The sequence below is a fragment of the Micromonospora sp. DT46 genome (assembly GCF_049841735.1).
GTDB classification, from domain to species: Bacteria; Actinomycetota; Actinomycetes; order Mycobacteriales; family Micromonosporaceae; genus Micromonospora; species Micromonospora reichwaldensis.
In genome coordinates this window covers 38,296-55,428 of sequence record NZ_JBNCKW010000007.1, presented here as the reverse complement: position 1 = coordinate 55,428, position 17,133 = coordinate 38,296, and the positions used below count along the sequence as shown (strand labels likewise).

The following is a 17,133-nucleotide window of genomic DNA, read 5'->3' as shown; positions in this document are numbered from 1 at the left end:
CACGGATGCCGGCCGCGCCCGCCGTGCGCGGCCGGACGAGAGGAAGAACTGGATGAGTACCCACACGAGCCCGCCACCCCTACGGGTGGCCATCGTGGGCACGGGCAACATCGGCACGGACCTGCTGTTGAAGGTCGAGGCGTCCCCCCTGTTGGAGTGCGTCCTGTTCGCCGGGCGCCGCGCCGGATCACCCGGGATCGAGCTGGCCGAGCGGCACGGGGTGCCGACCAGCGTGGCCGGCATCGACGCGGTCACCGCCCGGGCCGAGCACATCGACCTGGTCTGCGACGCGACCTCGGCCGACGACGCCACCCGCCACTGGTCGGTCGTCGCGCCCACCGGGCTGCCGTTCGTCGACCTCACGCCGGCGCACCTCGGGAAGTTCTGCGTACCGGCGCTCAACCTGGACGACTGCCTCGACGAGCAGTACCTGAGCATGGTCACCTGCGGGGGCCAGGCGGCGGTCCCGATGGCCCACTGCATGGCGGAGGCCGCGGAGGGCATCGACTACCTGGAGATCGTCTCGGCCAGCGCCTCGGCCACCGTCGGCCCCGCGTCCCGGGCCAACCTGGACGAGTACGTGCACACCACCGAGCAGGCGACCATCGAGTTCTGCGGCGTGCGACGCACCAAGACCGTGCTGGTCATCAACCCCGCCGAGCCCGGCATCGTCATGCGCAACTCGATCGCGGTGACGACCGCCGAACGGATCGACATGGACGCCCTGCGCGCGTCCGTCGCCATGATGGAGAAGCAGATCAGGTCGTACGTCCCCGGCTACCGCGTCGTCGTCCCGCCGGTGGCCGTCGGGGACCGGATCACGATCACGGTGGAGGTCGAGGGCCGGGGCGACTGGTTCCCGCGCTACGCCGGCAACCTCGACATCATCACCTGCGCCGCCCTCGCGGTCGCGGAGGCCCGGGCGGAACGGCGGCGGTCATGAGCGGCGCACCGAAACTCAGCATCTGCGACACGACCCTGCGCGACGGCAACCACGCGGTCGGCCACCAACTCGGTCGCGCGGACATCAGCGCCTACGCGCGGGCGGCCGAGGCCGCCGGGGTGGACGTCGTCGAGGTCGGCCACGGCAACGGCCTCGGCGCCTCCTCCATCCAGGTCGGCATGGCCGCGCTCAGCGACGCCGAGATGCTGCGGGCCGCCAAGGCAGAGCTGCGTACCGCCCGCCTCGGCGTGCTGTCCATCCCCGGGTTCGCCAGCGTCGAGCGCGACCTCAAGCCGGCGCTGGACCACGGCGTGGACGAGGTCCGGGTCGGCGCGCACTGCACCGAGGCGGACGTCACCCGGCAGCAGGTCACGATGCTGCGGGCGATGGGCGTCGCCGTCAAGGGGATGCTGTTGATGAGCCACATGGCCTCCGCGGCGAAGCTGCTGGAACAGGCCCGGCTCATGCAGGGCTACGGCGCCGAGGCGGTCATCCTGATGGACTCCGCCGGCGCGTACACGCCGGAGAAGGTCCGCGAGAAGGTCGGCGAACTCGTCGAGCACCTCGACATCGCGGTCGGTTTCCACGCGCACAACAACCTCGGCATGTCGGTCGTCAACAGCATGACGGCGATCGAGGCAGGCGCCACCATCGTCGACGTCACGGCGCGCGGCTTCGGCGCGGGCGCGGGCAACGCACCGATCGAGCTCGTCGCGGCCAACCTGCACGTCGGGCAGGTCGAGACCGACATCCAGCTCTTCGGCGCGCTGGACGCGGCCGACGTGGCACAGGAGCGGTTCGTCAAGCACGTGCCCACCAACGACAGCGTCACCATCGCCAGCGGGATCGCCGGCGTGTTCTCCGGGTTCGCCGCGCCGGTGCGGCGCGCGAGCGCCCGCTTCGGCGTCGACCCCCGCAGGATCCTGCTGGAGCTGGGCAACCGCCGGGTGGTGGCGGGCCAGGAGGACACCATCATCGAGGTCGCCATGTCGCTGGCCGCCGAGCAGAGCCATTGAGCCGGTACGCGGGCCCTCCGGGCCCGCATCACCCGACGCAGCGCTGGCACCACCTCACCAAGGGCTGGCACCACCTCACCAAGGGCTCGCATCACCTGACGTAGGAGGACCAATGCAACGCCATTCCTCGCTCGACGAGGCGGCCGACCTGGCCGGTGTCGCCGCGCTGCTGCAGATCGGCGCGGAGATCGGGGTGGACCGGCTGCTGGATTCGGGCGGCACGTTCGACGCCGCCGAGCTGGCCAGGACCGCCGACCTCCCGCAGGCCGGCGTGGAGGACTACCTCGCCGCGCTGGTCGCCGCCGGGCTGGTGGTCGGCACGGACGTCCCGGACCGCTTCCGGGCGGCCGAGGACTACCCGGACCGGCGGTACGCGGCCGGTTACGTGTCCTGGGCCATGAGCGCCAACGGGCCGTTCCTCGCCAACGCCCGGGAGTTCCTGACCGACCGCGACGCGGCGGCCCGGGTCCACCGGCGGAACGGACGCCGGGTGGCGGTCAGTTCGAGGTGGATCGGCGAGCGGGCGTTCTATCCGCCGATCGTCGACCGGGTCGCCTCGGCCGGCGCCTCGCACGTGGCCGACCTCGGCGCCGGCGCCGGCGGGCTGCTCATCGAGCTCCTGGGGCGGGACCCGGGGCGTACCGGCGTGGCGCTCGACAGCAGCGGCGCCGCGTGTGAAGCCGCGCGGGAGGCCGCGGCCGCGGCGGGGGTGGCCGACCGGCTCCGGGTCGTCGAGCGTACGGTCCAGTCCCTCGCGGACGATCCCGGACCGGTCGAGGGCGCGGACGCCGTGCTGGCGTGCTTCGTCATGCACGACATCGTGGCGGACGAGTCGGTGGCCAAGGACGTGCTGGGCGCCTGTCGCGACGCGCTGGCGCCGGGCGGGTTCATGGCGGTCGCCGACGCGGTCTCCTATGCGCCCGACCCCGCGGAGCGGAGGTTCAGCGCGCTCTTCACCTACCTGCACGCCAGCTTCATGCGGGTGACCCTGCCGACCGAGCGGCAGTGGCTGGACACGTTCCGGTCCGCCGGCTTCTCCGAGACGGCGTGCGTACCGCTCGGCGTGCCCGGCGGTCGGCTCTTCGTGGCGGCCAGGTAGTGGCCACCACGCTGTCGCTGCACCGCGCGCTCGCGGGGGAACTCAGGACGGCGGCACGGACCCTGCGCGCCGTACCGCCGATCTCGGCCCGGCATCCGCAGCTCGACCTGGCGGACGCCTACGCCATCCAGAGCGAGCTGCGCGAGATGGAACTGGCCGAGGGCGCGGTCCTGGCCGGACTCAAGATCGGTGCGACGAGCGAGGCGATCCAGTCGATGTTCGGCATCGACCATCCCGACTTCGGCTACCTGACCGACCGGATGGTCCTCGACAACGGCGCCGACCTCGACCTGGGCCGGTTCATCGCGCCGAAGGTCGAGGGCGAGATCGCGTTCCGGTTCGCGCAGGACGTCACCGGCCCGACCGTGACCGCGCACGACGTGCTGGCCGCCACCGCGGAGGTCCTGCCGGCGCTGGAGGTGCTCGACAGCCGGATCCGGGACTGGCGGATCGGCCTCGTGGACACCGTCGCCGACAACGCCTCGTCGGCGTTGGCCGTCCTCGGCGCCGGCGTGCCGCCCGGCACGACGGACCTGGCCGGCGCGCGCATGGAGCTGCGCAGCCGCCACGGCGTGCAGGCGGGGCAGGGCTCGGCCGTGATGGGCCATCCGGCCGAGTCCGTGGCCTGCCTGGTGCGCATCCTGTCCGGGTTCGGCACCGGGATCAGGGCCGGGCAGCTCGTGCTCTCCGGATCCTGGGCGGCGGCGGTGGACCTCGTGCCGGGGGACACCGTGCGGGCCTCCTTCGGCGCCCTGGGTCAGGTCGCGCTGACCACCCGCGGCTGACGTGCCCCCGGGCCCCGCCGGGCCCCGGCACCGCCCGGCGGTCGGGGAGCACGCACCCGACCTGTTTCGACGACGAGACGACTACGACCGAGGAGACCCCGGACCGATGACCATGCTGGTGGACGAGACGGTACCGCCGCACAAGGCGGCCTACGACTTCTCCCTCTTCGAGGCGATGGAGTCGGAGGTGCGTTACTACTGCCGCAAGTTTCCGGTGGTGTTCGACCGGGCCCGGGGCGCCGAGCTCTACGCCGAGGACGGTCGGATGTTCACCGACTTCTTCTGCGGCGCCGGCACCCTGAACTACGGCCACAACCATCCCCACCTCAAGCGTCGCATCACGGAGTACCTCGCCAGGGACGGCGTGATGCACGGCCTGGACATGTACACCGTGGCGAAGCGGACCTTCCTGAGCCGGCTCCGCGAGCAGGTGCTGGCCTCGCGCGGGCTGGACCACAAGGTGCAGTTCTGCGGGCCGACCGGCACCGACGCGGTGGAGGCGGCGCTGAAGGTGGCCCGCCGGGCCACGGGACGCCGCGGCGTGGTCTCCTTCGCCGGGGCGTACCACGGCATGTCCCGGGGGTCGCTGGCGGTCAGCGGTGGCCGCCGGGCCCGCGCCGCCGGGCAGGTGGGCACGGCGGACGTGACGTTCGTGCCGTACGAGGACGGTCCGGCGGGGCCCTTCGACTCGATCGGCTACCTGGAGCGGATGCTGTCCGACCCGTCGTCGGGGCTGGACCTCCCGGCCGCCGTGATCGTCGAACCGTTGCAGATGGAGGGCGGGGTGTACCCGGCGTCGGCCGACTGGCTGCGCCGGCTGCGCGACCTGACCACCCGGTACGGCGTCCTGCTCATCTTCGACGAGATCCAGTCCGGCTGCGGACGCACCGGCACGTTCTTCTGCTTCGAACACGCCGGCGTGGTGCCGGACATCATCACCGTCTCCAAGGCGATCGGCGGGTACGGGCTGCCGCTGTCGCTGGTGCTGTTCCGGCCGGAACTCGACGTCTGGTCGCCGGGGGAGCACACGGGCACCTTCCGGGGCAACCAGCTCGCCTTCGTCGCCGGCGCCGCCGCCTGCGAACTCTGGGGCCAGGACGGATTCCGGACCACCGCCGCGGTCGGCGCCCGGCGACTGGAGCGCTTCGGCGCCGACCTGCGCGACAGCGAACCGGCGCTCGCCGTCCGGGGCCTGGGCATGGTCCTCGGCATCGACCTGCGGGCGGCCGGGGGCGCCGAGCGGGCCGATCGGATCCAGCGGCGCTGCTTCGAGACCGGGCTGATCGTCGAACTCTGCGGGCGCGACGACGAGGTGATCAAGGTGATGCCGCCGCTCACCATCGACCTCGCCCGGCTGGAGCGGGGCCTCGCCGTCCTGCACCGGGCCATCCGGGCCAGCTGACCGCCGCCCGCCACCGCGACCGTTCCTGGAGGATCCCGATGGACCGTCGTCCCCGCCGTCACCTGCTGTCCGTCAAGGACCTCAGCGACGCCGACCTGCGGCACCTCGTGGCCCGCAGCGCCGACCACGCCGCCGGTCGGGTCGGGCCTGCCGACCAGTTGCGCGGACTGGTCACCGCTGTCTACTTCCGCCGCACCTCGACCCGGACCCGTACCGCCTTCTCCAGCGGAGCCCTGCGGCTCGGCTCCCAGCTGATCAGCTACGGCCCCGGGGACCTGCAACTGAACACCGGCGAGACGGTCGAGGACACCACAAGGGTGCTGTCCGAGATGGTCGACCTGTTCGTCGCCCGGACCGCCGACCCGGTCGCCGAGCTGCGGGCGTTCGCCGGGCAGGACCGGATGGGGGTGATCAACGCGATGAGCGCCGAGGAGCACCCCACGCAGGCGCTGGCCGACCTGAGCACCATGACCGAGCGGTTCGGCCGGGTCGACGGGCTGCGGGTGCTCTACGTGGGGGAGGGCAACAACACCGCCGCCGCGCTCGCGCTGGCCCTCAGCCGGTTCACCGGAACGCGGCTGCACCTGCGCACGCCGCCCGGGTACGGGCTGGACCCGGACGTCCTCGCCGCCGCCCGGGCGGCCGCCGCGCGGACCGGTTCGGCGGTCGCCGAGGCGCACCACATGGCGGACCTGCCGGAGGTCGACGTCGTCTACACCACCCGCTGGCAGACCACCGGCACCACCAAGCCGGACCCGGACTGGCGGCGCGTCTTCGCGCCGTTCCGGGTCGACGGGGCGCTGCTGGCGGCGAGCCCGGAGGCGGTGTTCATGCACGACCTGCCGGCGCACCGGGGCGAGGAGGTCACGGCCGGCGTGCTGGACGGTCCCCGCAGCATCGCCTTCGCTCAGGCGAGGCACAAGATGTCCAGCGCCCAGGCCGCGTTGGAGTGGTGCGCCGGGTGAGCCCGGCCGCGGCACCCGCCCGACCCGCAGCACGGCCCCCGACGACGGCGGCGGCGGGAGCCCCGGCGAGCCGGTCGCCCTCGGGACGGGGTGCTGGTGGGCCACCTGGACAGCCGGGTGCGGCGCGGCTGGACCGTCGGCGGCATGGCCGAGGGTGCCGCGTGGCGGATCGTCCCAGGTCACCGGCGGTGCGCCGGCGCCGCCCAAATATGGGTACCGGTTACCCATGTGACCCCCTGCGGGCCGCCGGCACGATATCGGCGTGGACAGATCGGGGACGCGAAATGCGGCGGCGGTGGGCGGTGCGGGCGACGCCTGGTGGGCGCCCGGCCTCACGCTGGCCGAACGGGTACGGGCAGCCGACGACGGCGGGTCCGTCGTCGCCGACCCCGGGTCCGAGCACGCCGTGCGGCGGTTGCAGGACTGGCGTTCGGCGTACGAGCTGGGGACGACGGGGCAGTTCGCGCACCGCCTGGCGGCCCTGAGGATCACCGAGGGGCAGTTCCTGGCTCTCCTCGACCGACCGCCGGCGGCGCTGGCGGCCGGGTCGGCGGCGCCGGGCTGGGCCGAGTACACCGAGCGGGCGCTCGGCCTCGCCCCCGACGGCGCCTCCCAGCCGACCCCGGGCACCCCGTGGTCCGACGCGTTCGCCGGCGTGCTGGCGCCGTTCGTCGCGGCCGCCTGCGCCGACCTGCGGCAGCGGGTACGGGCTCCCGGTACGCCCGCGGTGGTGGACCTCGCCGCCGTGTACGCCGGGTTCGCCGACGCGCTCCGCGCCCGGCTGGTCGCGATGGCGTCGCGTACCTTCGTCCTGGAACTCAACGTCGCCCGCGCCGCCGGCCGGCTGGCGGGTCCCACGCCCGAGCACCGGTTCGCCGCCTTCGTGGCCGACCTCGCCCAGCGCGAGCGGCTGACGCGGGTGATGACGGACTATCCCGTGCTGGCGCGGATCCTGGCGACCGCCTGTCGGCACGCCGTCGAGGCGGCGGCCGAGCTGCTCGACCGGTTCGTCGCGGACCGGGCGGAGATCCTCCGGCGGTTGTTCGACGGCCACGATCCGGGCCCGCTGGTCGGAGTCGACGTGGCGGGAGACTCGCACGGGCACGGGCGGGCGGTGGCGCTCCTGCGCTTCGCCTCCGGCGCCCGGGTGGTCTACCGGCCGCGCTCGGTCGCCGTCCACGTGCACTTCAACGAGGTCCTGGACTGGCTCAACGGGTTGCTGCCGGAGCTGGAGCTGCGCAGGTTGACCGTGCTCGCCCGCGGCGGCTACGGGTGGATCGAGGTCGTCGACCGTGCCGCCTGCTCCGACGCCGTCCAGGTGGGCGCGTTCTACCGCCGGCAGGGGGTGCTGCTCGCGCTGCTGTACCTGCTGGGCATGACGGACATCCACCACGAGAACCTGATCGCCTGCGCCGACCAGCCCGTCCTCGTCGATGTCGAGACGCTGCTGCACCCCGACCTGCCCGTGCCGACCGCCGCGCCCGATCCCGCCGCCCGGGCGCTGCGGACGTCGGTGTACCGCACCGCCCTGCTGCCGCAGCCGCTCATCGGCGAACGCGGCCTGCTGGACATCTCCGGCCTGGGCGGCGACCCCGGCGCGCAGCAGCTCCGGGAGGTCGTCGAGTGGGCCGCTGCCGGCACCGACACGATGCACCTGGTACGTGGTGCCGCGCCCGTGCGGGCGGCCGAGAACCGCCCGACGCTGGACGGCGTCCCGGCCGACGCCGCCGGGTACACGGGCGAGCTGCTCGCCGGCTTCCGCGCCGGGTACCGCGCCATCGCCCGGCGGGCCGGCGACCTGACCGGCCCGGACGGCCTGCTCCGGCGGTTCACCGCCGACGAGCTGCGGGTCATCGCCCGGTCGACGCGGACCTACACCGTGCTGCTGAGCGAGTCCACCCATCCCGACGTGCTGCGCGACGCGCTCGACCGAGACCAGATCTTCGACCTGCTCTGGGCGGCCTCGGTGGACGACCCGGTACGCAACCGACTGGTGTCCCGCGAGATCGAACAGCTCTGGGACGGCGACGTCCCCCTGTTCACCTGCCGCCCGGACGACCGCGACCTGGCCGGGGGCGACGGCGTCGGATTCGTCGACGTGCTCGACGAGCCGGTGCTGACGACCGCGCTGCGCAGGATCGCCGCCATGGGCGCGGTCGACCAACGCGACCAGGAGTGGATCGTCCGGGCCGCGCTCGCCGGCCGACTCGGCGGGGCACGCCACGAGTGCGCGGAGCCGGCCCCCGTCCGGTGGGAGGCCACGGCACCGGACCCGGGCAGGCTGCTCACGGTCGCCTGCGGCATCGCCGACAAGATCATCTCGGACGCCTACGACGACGGCGTGTTCGCCAACTGGCTCGGCCTCGAACCGGTGGACGGCGGGCACAGCACGATCATGCCGCTGGGCGCGGGGCTGGGAAACGGATACCCGGGCACCGCCCTCTTCCTGGCCGAGCTGGCCCGGCTGACGGACGTCGACCGCTACGCCGAGGCCGCCCGCAGGGCGGTGCGCCAACTTCCCGTGCTGCTCACCGCGATGCAGGCCCGGCCGCACCTGGCGGACACGGTCGGCAGCGGCGGGTTCACCGGCCTCGGGGGGATCGCCTACGCGGCGGCCCGGCTCGCCGACCTGCTTCGGGACGACGCGCTCGGCGACTCCGTCGAACCGGCGGTACGCCTCGCGGCGATCGCCGCCGCGACGGACCCCAACCCGGGCGTGCTCGACGGGCTGGCCGGCTGCCTCGCCGCGATGCTCGCCGTCAACGAGCTGACCGGCCTGCCGCTCGCCGCCGAGACGGCCCGCGACTGCGCCAAGCGGCTGCTGGCGGCAGTCCCCACGCTGCCCGCGCAGCCCGGCTTCGCCACCGGTACGGCCGGGATCGGCTGGGCCCTGCTGCGGTTCGCGCAGGCGGAGGGCGACGAGCGGTACGCCGAGGCCGGCAGCGCGATGCTGGCCCGTGCCGCCACCGGCCCGGTCCCGGACCCGTCGGCGCACTCGTGGTGCCACGGCGTGCCCGGAATCGCGGTCGCCATCGCCGACCAGGGCCGGCTGCTGGCAGACCCGGCGCTGGCCGCCTTCGTGGACCGCGCGGCGACCGCCGTGTCGAGATCGGGGCTGGTCGACGACCACAGCCTCTGCCACGGGGAGCTGGGTAGGCAGGAGATGCTGTCGGTCGCCGCCGCGCGCGGTCGCCGGGCCGCCGCCAGCGTCCGCTCCGACCAGGCCGGACAACTGGTCGCCGCGCTGGACCAGGCCGGCCCGAGATGCGGTGCCGCCGGCGGCGTGAGCGTCCCCGGCCTGCTGGACGGCCTGGCCGGGATCGGCCACGGACTGCTCCGTATCGGCTTCGCCGATCGAGTGCCCTCGGCACTGCTGCTGCATGCCGAGCCGACGACATCCGACGTGGTGTCGAGAACCAGATAGGGGGAAGATATGCGGAACGACCTGACTGTTCCTCGACCGGCGGGGGCGGCCGAGGAACCCGAGCCGGCCGACACTCACCCGGCGGGCGACATCAAGTTCAGCTTCCTGTGGCACGTCGGGAGGCGGTCGGGCATCCTGACCGGCCTGATGATCGCCGCGCCCGCCATCGCGGCCATCATCGACACCGGTGGCACTGGCGGTCACTCGTCGGAGTGAGTCCGACCGGGAGCGGCACCTTCCCGTGTCGTTTCATCGACAGCGGGCGCCCGTGTTCGACGCGGTAACGCGGGTGCCGCTCACGTTAGCCTGCGGGCATGCGCTTCTCCTCGCCGGTGGTGATCGGACGTGATGCCGAAATCCGCGCCGTCAACGCTCGACTGACGGCCACGCGGTCCTCGTCCGGCGGCACGATCTTCCTGATCGGCGAGGCGGGGATCGGCAAGACCCGGCTCGCGGAACACTGCGCGCACGCGGCGGCGGAGGCCGGTATGGAGCTGCTACGGGGCCGTAGCAGTTCCACCGGCCCCATCGTCCCGTTCCGCCCGCTGACCGAGGCGATCTTCGCGCTGTCGCGCACGGGCCGGCTGCCGGACAACACCGAGCTGGCGCCCTACCGCCCGGCCCTCGCCCGACTCGTCCCCGAGTGGCGGGACCCCGCGGTGCCGGAACGGGTGGCCTCGATCGTCGAACTGGCCGAGGCGGTCCTGCGGCTCGTCACCGCCGTGGCCGGGGGCCGGGGCTGCGTCCTCATCCTCGAGGACATCCACGACGCCGACGCCGAGACCCACGCCGTCGTGGAGTACCTGGTCGACAACCTCGCCGACCTGCCCATCCTGATGGTGGCCACCATGCGGCCGGGCAGCGGCCCCGCGACCGAGCTGGCCTGGGCCGCGGCTGTGCGTCGCTCCGCGACCGTCGTCGAACTCCACCCCCTGTCCGACCAGGAGGTCCACCAGCTCGCCGCCGCCTGCCTCAACACCGACGCCCTGCCCGCCGAGCTGACCGACCGGCTGGTACGCGACAGCGAGGGCAACCCGTTCGTCGCCGAGGAACTGCTGAACAGCATGATCGGCGCGCGCGCACTGGTCCGCGACGGCGACGGCTGGCGGTTCACCGACGACCCGGCCATCGCGTTGCCGAACACCGTCACGCTCAGCGTGACCCGCCGGCTGGCCGGCCTCGATCCGCAGGCGCGGACACTGCTGCACACCGCCGCGGTGCTGGGCCGGCGCTTCCCCGTGGCCGCGCTGCGGGCGGCGACCGGTCTCGAGGAGCGGGCCATGCTGAGCCATCTGCGCTCCGGCGTGGACGTCGAGGTCGTCATGCCCGACCGGTCGACGCCCGACTGGTACTCCTTCCGCCACGCGCTGACCGCCGACGCGATCCTGGCCACGCTCACCCCCGCCGAACGGTCTGCGCTGGCCAAACGCGCCGCCGACGCGCTGGAGTCGGCGTACGCCGGGCTGCCCGGACACTGGTGCCAGCTCGCGGCCGAACTCAGGCAGACCGCCGGGGACAACCACGCCGCGGGCCTGTTGTTCGCGGAGGCGGGCCGGCGGGCACTCGGCGACGGCGCCACCACGTCGGCCGTCACCCTGCTCGACCGCGCGTACCAGCTGATGTCCGACCCGCCCGACCCCGAGGCGCGCGCCGGCATTCTCGAGTCGCTGCTCAACGCCCTGGCCGAAGCCGGCCACGCGAACCGGGCGTTCGCCCTGGTCGACGACGCGACCTGGGTGAACGCCGTGACCCTCGGCGTCGAGCAGCACGTCAGCATCCGGACCCGGCTCGCCTGGGTCGCGGTCACGACCGGGCGGTGGGCCGACGGCGCGTCCCAGGTGCGCATCGCCCGGGCGGTCCTCGGCAGCAACCCGCCGCCGGGGCCGGCGGCCCGGGTGGACGTGGTCGAGGCGCACCTGATCTTCGGCGACGGTGACGGCTGCGGCCGGACCACGCAGGCCGAGCAGCTCGTGCTCCAGGCCCTGGCGGTGGCCGAACGGGTGCCGATGGCGGAGACGGCGTGCCAGGCGCTGCAACTCCTGGCCATGATCGCCCGGAGCCGGAGCTTCGACGAGGCGGAGTCCTACCTGACCAGGATGCTGGCGATGGCCGAGGAACACCGCCTGCCCCTGTGGCGCATCAACGCGCTGTTCCGGCTCGGGGTCAACCAGAGCATGCGCACCGGCGAGCAGACCCTGCTGCGCCAGGCGGAGCAGGCCGCGCAGCTGTCCGGCGCCATCATGATCGGGCAGAGCATCGAGGGCGTGTACGCGATCCGGGCCGTGATGCAGGGCGACTACCCGACGGGGGACGAGCTCGCCGCCCGGTGCGCCGCGGCGACCGCCCGGCTGCGCAACATCGACGACCAGCAGTTCGCGCTGGTGACGGCCGCCGCCTCCGCTGCCCACCGGGGACGACGGCGACTGATGGAACAGCGGCTGGAGGAGTTCCGGGCGGTCGGTGGGGGAGAGTCCGGGCACGTTCCCCTCGCCTACGGCTTCTGCGAGGCCGTCTGCGCACTGCTGGAGGAGGACCGGCCGGCGGCGATCCGGGCCCTCGACCTGGCCCGGGCGTGGGAGGACGACCACCCGAACACCTACTACATGACGGGCCGCTTCGGACTGCGACCGCTGCTCGACGCGCTGGCCGGGTCGCTGGACCGCACCGGCATGGAGGCGGTGGCGCTGGCCCCGGGCGCGACCCTGCGTTGGAACCGGCAGTTCCTGCACCTGGCGAAGGCGGTGGTGTACGGGCGCGCGGGGCAGCGCGAGCGGGCCGCCACGGAGGTCGCGTTGGCCCTGGAGGCCGCGGCGCCGTACCGCATGTCGTACCACCTGGGGTTGCGTCTGGTCGCCGAGGCCGCGCTCGCCGACGGGTGGGGCGAGCCCGTCGCCTGGCTGAGGGCGGCGGAGGACCACTTCCACAACGTCGACGCGCCGGTGATCGCCGGGGCCTGCCGGGGGCTGCTCCGTCAGGCCGGCGCGTCGCTCGGGCAGCGGCGCTCCGGTCACGACCGCATCCCGGCCCGGCTGCGCGCCGTCGGGGTGACCGTCCGCGAGCACGAGGTGCTCGTGCTGCTCGCGAAGGGCCACGACAACCAGGATCTGGCCTCGCTGCTGCACCTCTCGCCACGTACGGTCGAGAAGCACGTCGCCAGCCTGCTGCTCAAGACCGGGCACGCGAACCGCAGGACGCTGCGCGACAGCGTGGACGAGCTGCTGCGGCCCGACAGCCGCTCCGGGAGCAGTCGGTGAACGGCCCCGACCGCCCGCCGGGCGGCCGGGGCCGCGTCGGTCGGAGGTGCGCGGGTTGAACCTGAGAAAAACTTGATCCGTTCCAAAATACTGGACTATGTTCGACACGTGACGCCCGACTTCGAGACCCAGCTGCGGGCGGTCTCGTTGCGCGTGACGCGGCCCCGGTTGGCGGTGCTCAGAGCGCTGCGTGACCACCCGCACGTCGACACCGACACGGTGATCGCCCTGGTGCGGGCGGACCAGCCCACGGTCTCCCACCAGGCGGTCTACGACGTGCTGCGCGCGCTCACCGACGCCGGTCTGGTGCGGCGCATCCAGCCCGCCGGGGCGACCGCCCGCTACGAGTCCCGGGTGGGCGACAACCACCACCATGTCGTGTGCCGCTCCTGCGGCGCGATCGCCGACGTCGAGTGCGCCGTCGGCCATGCACCCTGTCTCACCGCCTCCGACGACCGCGGCTTCGTGGTCGACGAGGCGGAGGTCGTCTACTGGGGCACCTGCCCCGACTGCGCGACCGAACGCACCGTTCAGTGAACCGCCAGTCCGGAAGGAAGCAGATGAGCGACACCCAGGACAATGGCCCCGTCAGCGCGCAGGGCGTGGACAAGAAGGAGGCGGCCGGTTGCCCGGTCGCGCACGACTCCGTGACCGCGCACGGCAGCGAGAGCGAGAACCCGGCGATCGACTCGCCGACGCCGAAGACCGGAGGCCGTCCGCGCACCAACCGGGACTGGTGGCCCAACCAGCTCGACCTCTCGGTGCTGCACGCCCACTCGTCGAAGGGCAACCCCCTGGGGGAGGACTTCAGCTACGCCAGGGAGTTCGCCAAGCTCGACGTCGAGGCCCTCAAGCAGGACATCGTCAAGGTCCTCACCACCTCGCAGGACTGGTGGCCGGCCGACTTCGGCCACTACGGCGGCCTGATGATCCGGATGAGCTGGCACGCCGCAGGCACCTACCGCATCGAGGACGGCCGCGGCGGCGCCGGCGACGGTGGCCAGCGGTTCGCCCCGCTCAACAGCTGGCCGGACAACGCCAACCTCGACAAGGCCCGCCGGCTGCTGTGGCCGGTGAAGCAGAAGTACGGCCAGAAGATCTCGTGGGCCGACCTGCTCGTGCTCGCCGGCAACGTCGCCCTGGAGTCGATGGGCTTCAAGACCTTCGGCTTCGCCTTCGGCCGGGAGGACGTCTGGGAGCCCGAGGAGATCTTCTGGGGCCCGGAGGACACCTGGCTCGGTGACGAGCGCTACGCCTCCGAGAAGGAGATGGTGACCGGCGTCGGGGCCACCGAGATGGGGCTCATCTACGTCAACCCGGAGGGCCCCCGCGGCAACGCGGACCCGCTCGCCGCGGCGCACTTCATCCGTGAGACCTTCGCCCGGATGGCGATGAACGACGAGGAGACCGTCGCCCTCATCGCCGGCGGCCACACCTTCGGCAAGACCCACGGCGCCGGCGTCGCCGACGACCACGTGGGCCCCGAGCCCGAGGGCGCCCCGCTGGAGTCGCAGGGCCTGGGCTGGCTGAGCACCTACGGCAGCGGCAAGGGCGGTGACACGATCACCAGCGGCCTGGAGGTGACGTGGACCGACGTGCCGACGCAGTGGAGCAACCGGTTCTTCGAGATCCTCTTCGGCTACGAGTGGGAGCTGACGACGAGCCCCGGCGGCGCGAAGCAGTGGGTCGCCAAGGACGCCGAGGCGATCATCCCGGACGCCCACGACCCGTCGAAGAAGCACAAGCCGACGATGCTCACGACCGACCTGTCGCTGCGCGTCGACCCGGCGTACGAGAAGATCTCGCGCCGTTTCCTGGAGAACCCCGACGAGTTCGCGCTGGCGTTCGCCAAGGCCTGGTACAAGCTGCTGCACCGCGACATGGGGCCGGTCGAGCGCTTCCTCGGGCCGTGGGTCCCGGAAGCCCAGCTGTGGCAGGACCCGGTGCCGGCCGTCGACCACGAGCTCGTGGGCGACGCCGACGTCGCCGCGCTCAAGGCGAAGGTCCTCGAGTCCGGTCTGACGACCGCGCAGCTGGTCTCCACCGCCTGGGCCTCGGCCGCCAGTTTCCGGTCCACCGACAAGCGCGGCGGCGCCAACGGCGCGCGGATCCGTCTCGAGCCGCAGCGCGGCTGGGAGGTCAACCAGCCCGAGCAGCTCGCGACGGTCCTGGAGGCCCTCGAGGGCATCCGGCAGGAGTTCAACTCCGCCGGCGGCGCGAAGATCTCGCTCGCGGACCTGATCGTGCTGGCCGGCTCGGCGGCCGTCGAGAAGGCGGCGCGCGACGCCGGCGTCGAGGTGACCGTGCCGTTCCGGCCGGGCCGCACCGACGCCACCCAGGAGCAGACCGACGTCGAGTCCTTCCGGGTGCTTGAGCCGCGCGCCGACGGGTTCCGCAACTACCTGCGTGCCGGCGAAAAGACCCAGCCGGAGGTGCTGCTCCTCGACCGCGCCTACATGCTCAACCTGACCGCGCCCGAGATGACCGTCCTCGTCGGCGGCCTGCGCTCCCTCGGGGCGAACGCCGGCGGCACGCGGCACGGCGTCCTCACCGACCGGCCCGGCGTGCTCACCAACGACTTCTTCGCCAATCTGCTCTCCCCGGGCACCCGGTGGAAGGCGTCGGAGTCCGCCGAGCACGTCTACGAGATCCGGGACCTGGCCAGCGACGAGGTGAAGTGGACCGCCACCGCGGTCGACCTGATCTTCGGCTCCAACTCCCAGCTGCGGGCCCTCGCCGAGGTCTACGCCAGCCAGGACGCGCGCGACAAGTTCGTCGCCGACTTCGTCGCGGCCTGGACCAAGGTCATGGAACTCGACCGGTTCGACCTCGTCTGACCCGGCTCCGGACGACGAGCCCCGGTCGATCGCTGGTGGATCGACCGGGGCTCGTCCGCCGTCGGGTCCGGTGACCGGGCGGGCGTCACCGCTGGTCCCTGTCCCGTCGACGGCGGAGGCCGGGCGGCCCCTAGCATCACGGGGGTGCGTGTGAAGTCGCTTGCCGCCCTACTCGTCCTGTCCGTCGCCGGGGCGGGCCTGCCCGCCTGCGGCAACTCCGCCGCCGACGGCGGCCCGCCCCCGGCCCCGCCGGCCGCGGCGACGCCGGCCGGTGGGGCCGAGGCGAGCAGCCCCGGGGCCGCCCCGACGGCCCGTTCCGGACTCGGCGGACCTTCCGCGAGCGCCAGCCCGGGGCGCGCGACGAAGGCGGGGACCCTGAAGGCCGGCAACCCGGACGGCGGCGCGGCCGTGCCGGCGGAGGCGCGCGCCGTCGACACGTCGAGGCCGACCCGGACGATCGGCAGTGGCACCGCCGCCAGTTGCACCTCGGCCGCGGTGGTGAAGGCGGTCGCGGCCGGCGGCGTCATCACGTTCGACTGCGGGCCGCAACCGGTGACGATCAAGATGACGGCCACCGCCAAGGTCCGCAACGCCAACGGTCCCAGGGTGGTGCTGGACGGCGGCGGCAAGGTCACCCTCAGCGGCCAGGGGCAGCGGCGGATCCTCTACATGAACACCTGCGACAGCGCGCAGGGCTGGACCACCTCGCACTGCCAGAACCAGGACCACCCCCAGCTCACCGTGCAGAACCTGACCTTCGCCGACGGCAACTCCACCGGCGAGCGCACCGAGGGCGGCGGCGGTGGGGCGATCTTCGTCTGGGGCGGCCGGTTCAAGGTGGTCAACTCGCGCTTCGTCCGCAACCGCTGCGACCGGACCGGCCCCGACCTGGGCGGCGCGGCCATCCGGGTACTCAGCCAGCACGAGAACAAGCCCGTGTACGTGGTGGGCAGCACGTTCGACGGCGGCGTCTGCGCCAACGGCGGCGCCCTGAGCAGCATCGGCGTCACCTGGGCGGTGCTGAACAGCGTCCTGCGCGGCAACCGGGCGGTCGGCACCGGGGCCAACCCGGCCAGGCCCGGCACACCGGGCGGCGGCAGCGGCGGGGCGATCTACTGCGACGGCAACGAGTTCACCGTCCGGATCGCCGGCACCCTCATCGAGGGCAACGAGGCGAACGAGGGCGGCGGGGCCGTCTTCTTCGTCAGCAACGACCGCACCGGCACCATGCGGATCGAGAACTCGACCCTGCGCCGCAACCCGAGCAACGGCTTCGAGACGCGCGGCTACCCCGGCATCTTCTTCCTCGGCGCCCGCAACCCGACGCTGACCGGTTCCCGGCTGAGCTGACCCCCACCGCCCCGGGTCGGTCGATGAGGTTGGGCCCGGCGCAGGCCCGGTCCTAGGA

General features: G+C 73.4%; 12 protein-coding genes. All 12 read left to right on the top strand.

The genetic code is table 11. The features are described from left to right. Positions 1-52: 52 nt before the first annotated feature. Positions 53-943 carry an acetaldehyde dehydrogenase (acetylating) gene (locus ACLQ20_RS20310; protein ID WP_327028839.1) on the top strand — a complete coding sequence of 297 codons (891 nt, stop codon included), beginning with the start codon at positions 53-55 and terminating at the stop codon, positions 941-943. Continuing rightward, positions 940-1,959: a 4-hydroxy-2-oxovalerate aldolase gene (gene dmpG, locus ACLQ20_RS20305; RefSeq protein WP_132240580.1), complete on the top strand. Its 1,020-nt coding sequence runs from the start codon at positions 940-942 to the stop codon at positions 1,957-1,959. Before ACLQ20_RS20310 ends, dmpG begins: the two co-directional genes overlap by 4 nt. A gap of 112 nt (positions 1,960-2,071) precedes the next feature. Continuing rightward, complete coding sequence (locus ACLQ20_RS20300; RefSeq protein ID WP_425857257.1) at positions 2,072-3,058, top strand: methyltransferase; 987 nt, start codon at positions 2,072-2,074, stop codon at positions 3,056-3,058. Beyond that, entirely contained in the window at positions 3,058-3,843 is a 786-nt protein-coding gene (locus ACLQ20_RS20295; RefSeq protein ID WP_425857255.1) for a 2-keto-4-pentenoate hydratase, read from the top strand. The genes ACLQ20_RS20300 and ACLQ20_RS20295 overlap by 1 nt, the downstream gene beginning before the upstream one ends. Positions 3,844-3,949: 106 nt before the next feature. After that, the gene (locus tag ACLQ20_RS20290; protein WP_425857254.1) at positions 3,950-5,245 is read left to right on the top strand and encodes an aspartate aminotransferase family protein; all 1,296 of its coding nucleotides are present in this window, start codon (positions 3,950-3,952) and stop codon (positions 5,243-5,245) included. A gap of 38 nt (positions 5,246-5,283) precedes the next feature. Then, positions 5,284-6,210 (top strand): ornithine carbamoyltransferase, encoded by a 927-nt coding sequence (locus ACLQ20_RS20285; RefSeq protein ID WP_425857252.1) that lies wholly within the window; start codon positions 5,284-5,286, stop codon positions 6,208-6,210. 262 nt (positions 6,211-6,472) lie between these two features. After that, positions 6,473-9,634: a type 2 lanthipeptide synthetase LanM family protein gene (locus ACLQ20_RS20280; protein WP_425857251.1), complete on the top strand. Its 3,162-nt coding sequence runs from the start codon at positions 6,473-6,475 to the stop codon at positions 9,632-9,634. A 9-nt stretch (positions 9,635-9,643) separates the two neighbouring features. Further along, entirely contained in the window at positions 9,644-9,850 is a 207-nt protein-coding gene (locus ACLQ20_RS20275; protein ID WP_132240586.1) for a hypothetical protein, read from the top strand. Between the two features lie 98 nt (positions 9,851-9,948). Further along, a complete protein-coding gene (locus ACLQ20_RS20270; RefSeq protein WP_425857250.1) occupies positions 9,949-12,888 on the top strand; it encodes an AAA family ATPase in 2,940 nt (979 codons plus the stop codon). Between the two features lie 108 nt (positions 12,889-12,996). Then, positions 12,997-13,425 (top strand): Fur family transcriptional regulator, encoded by a 429-nt coding sequence (locus ACLQ20_RS20265; protein WP_132240588.1) that lies wholly within the window; start codon positions 12,997-12,999, stop codon positions 13,423-13,425. 23 nt (positions 13,426-13,448) lie between these two features. Further along, positions 13,449-15,725 (top strand): catalase/peroxidase HPI, encoded by a 2,277-nt coding sequence (gene katG, locus ACLQ20_RS20260; RefSeq protein ID WP_425857248.1) that lies wholly within the window; start codon positions 13,449-13,451, stop codon positions 15,723-15,725. 144 nt (positions 15,726-15,869) lie between these two features. Continuing rightward, on the top strand, positions 15,870-17,075 hold the full coding sequence (locus ACLQ20_RS20255; RefSeq protein WP_425857247.1) for a hypothetical protein: 1,206 nt from the start codon (positions 15,870-15,872) through the stop codon (positions 17,073-17,075). The last annotated feature ends 58 nt before the right edge of the window (positions 17,076-17,133 follow it).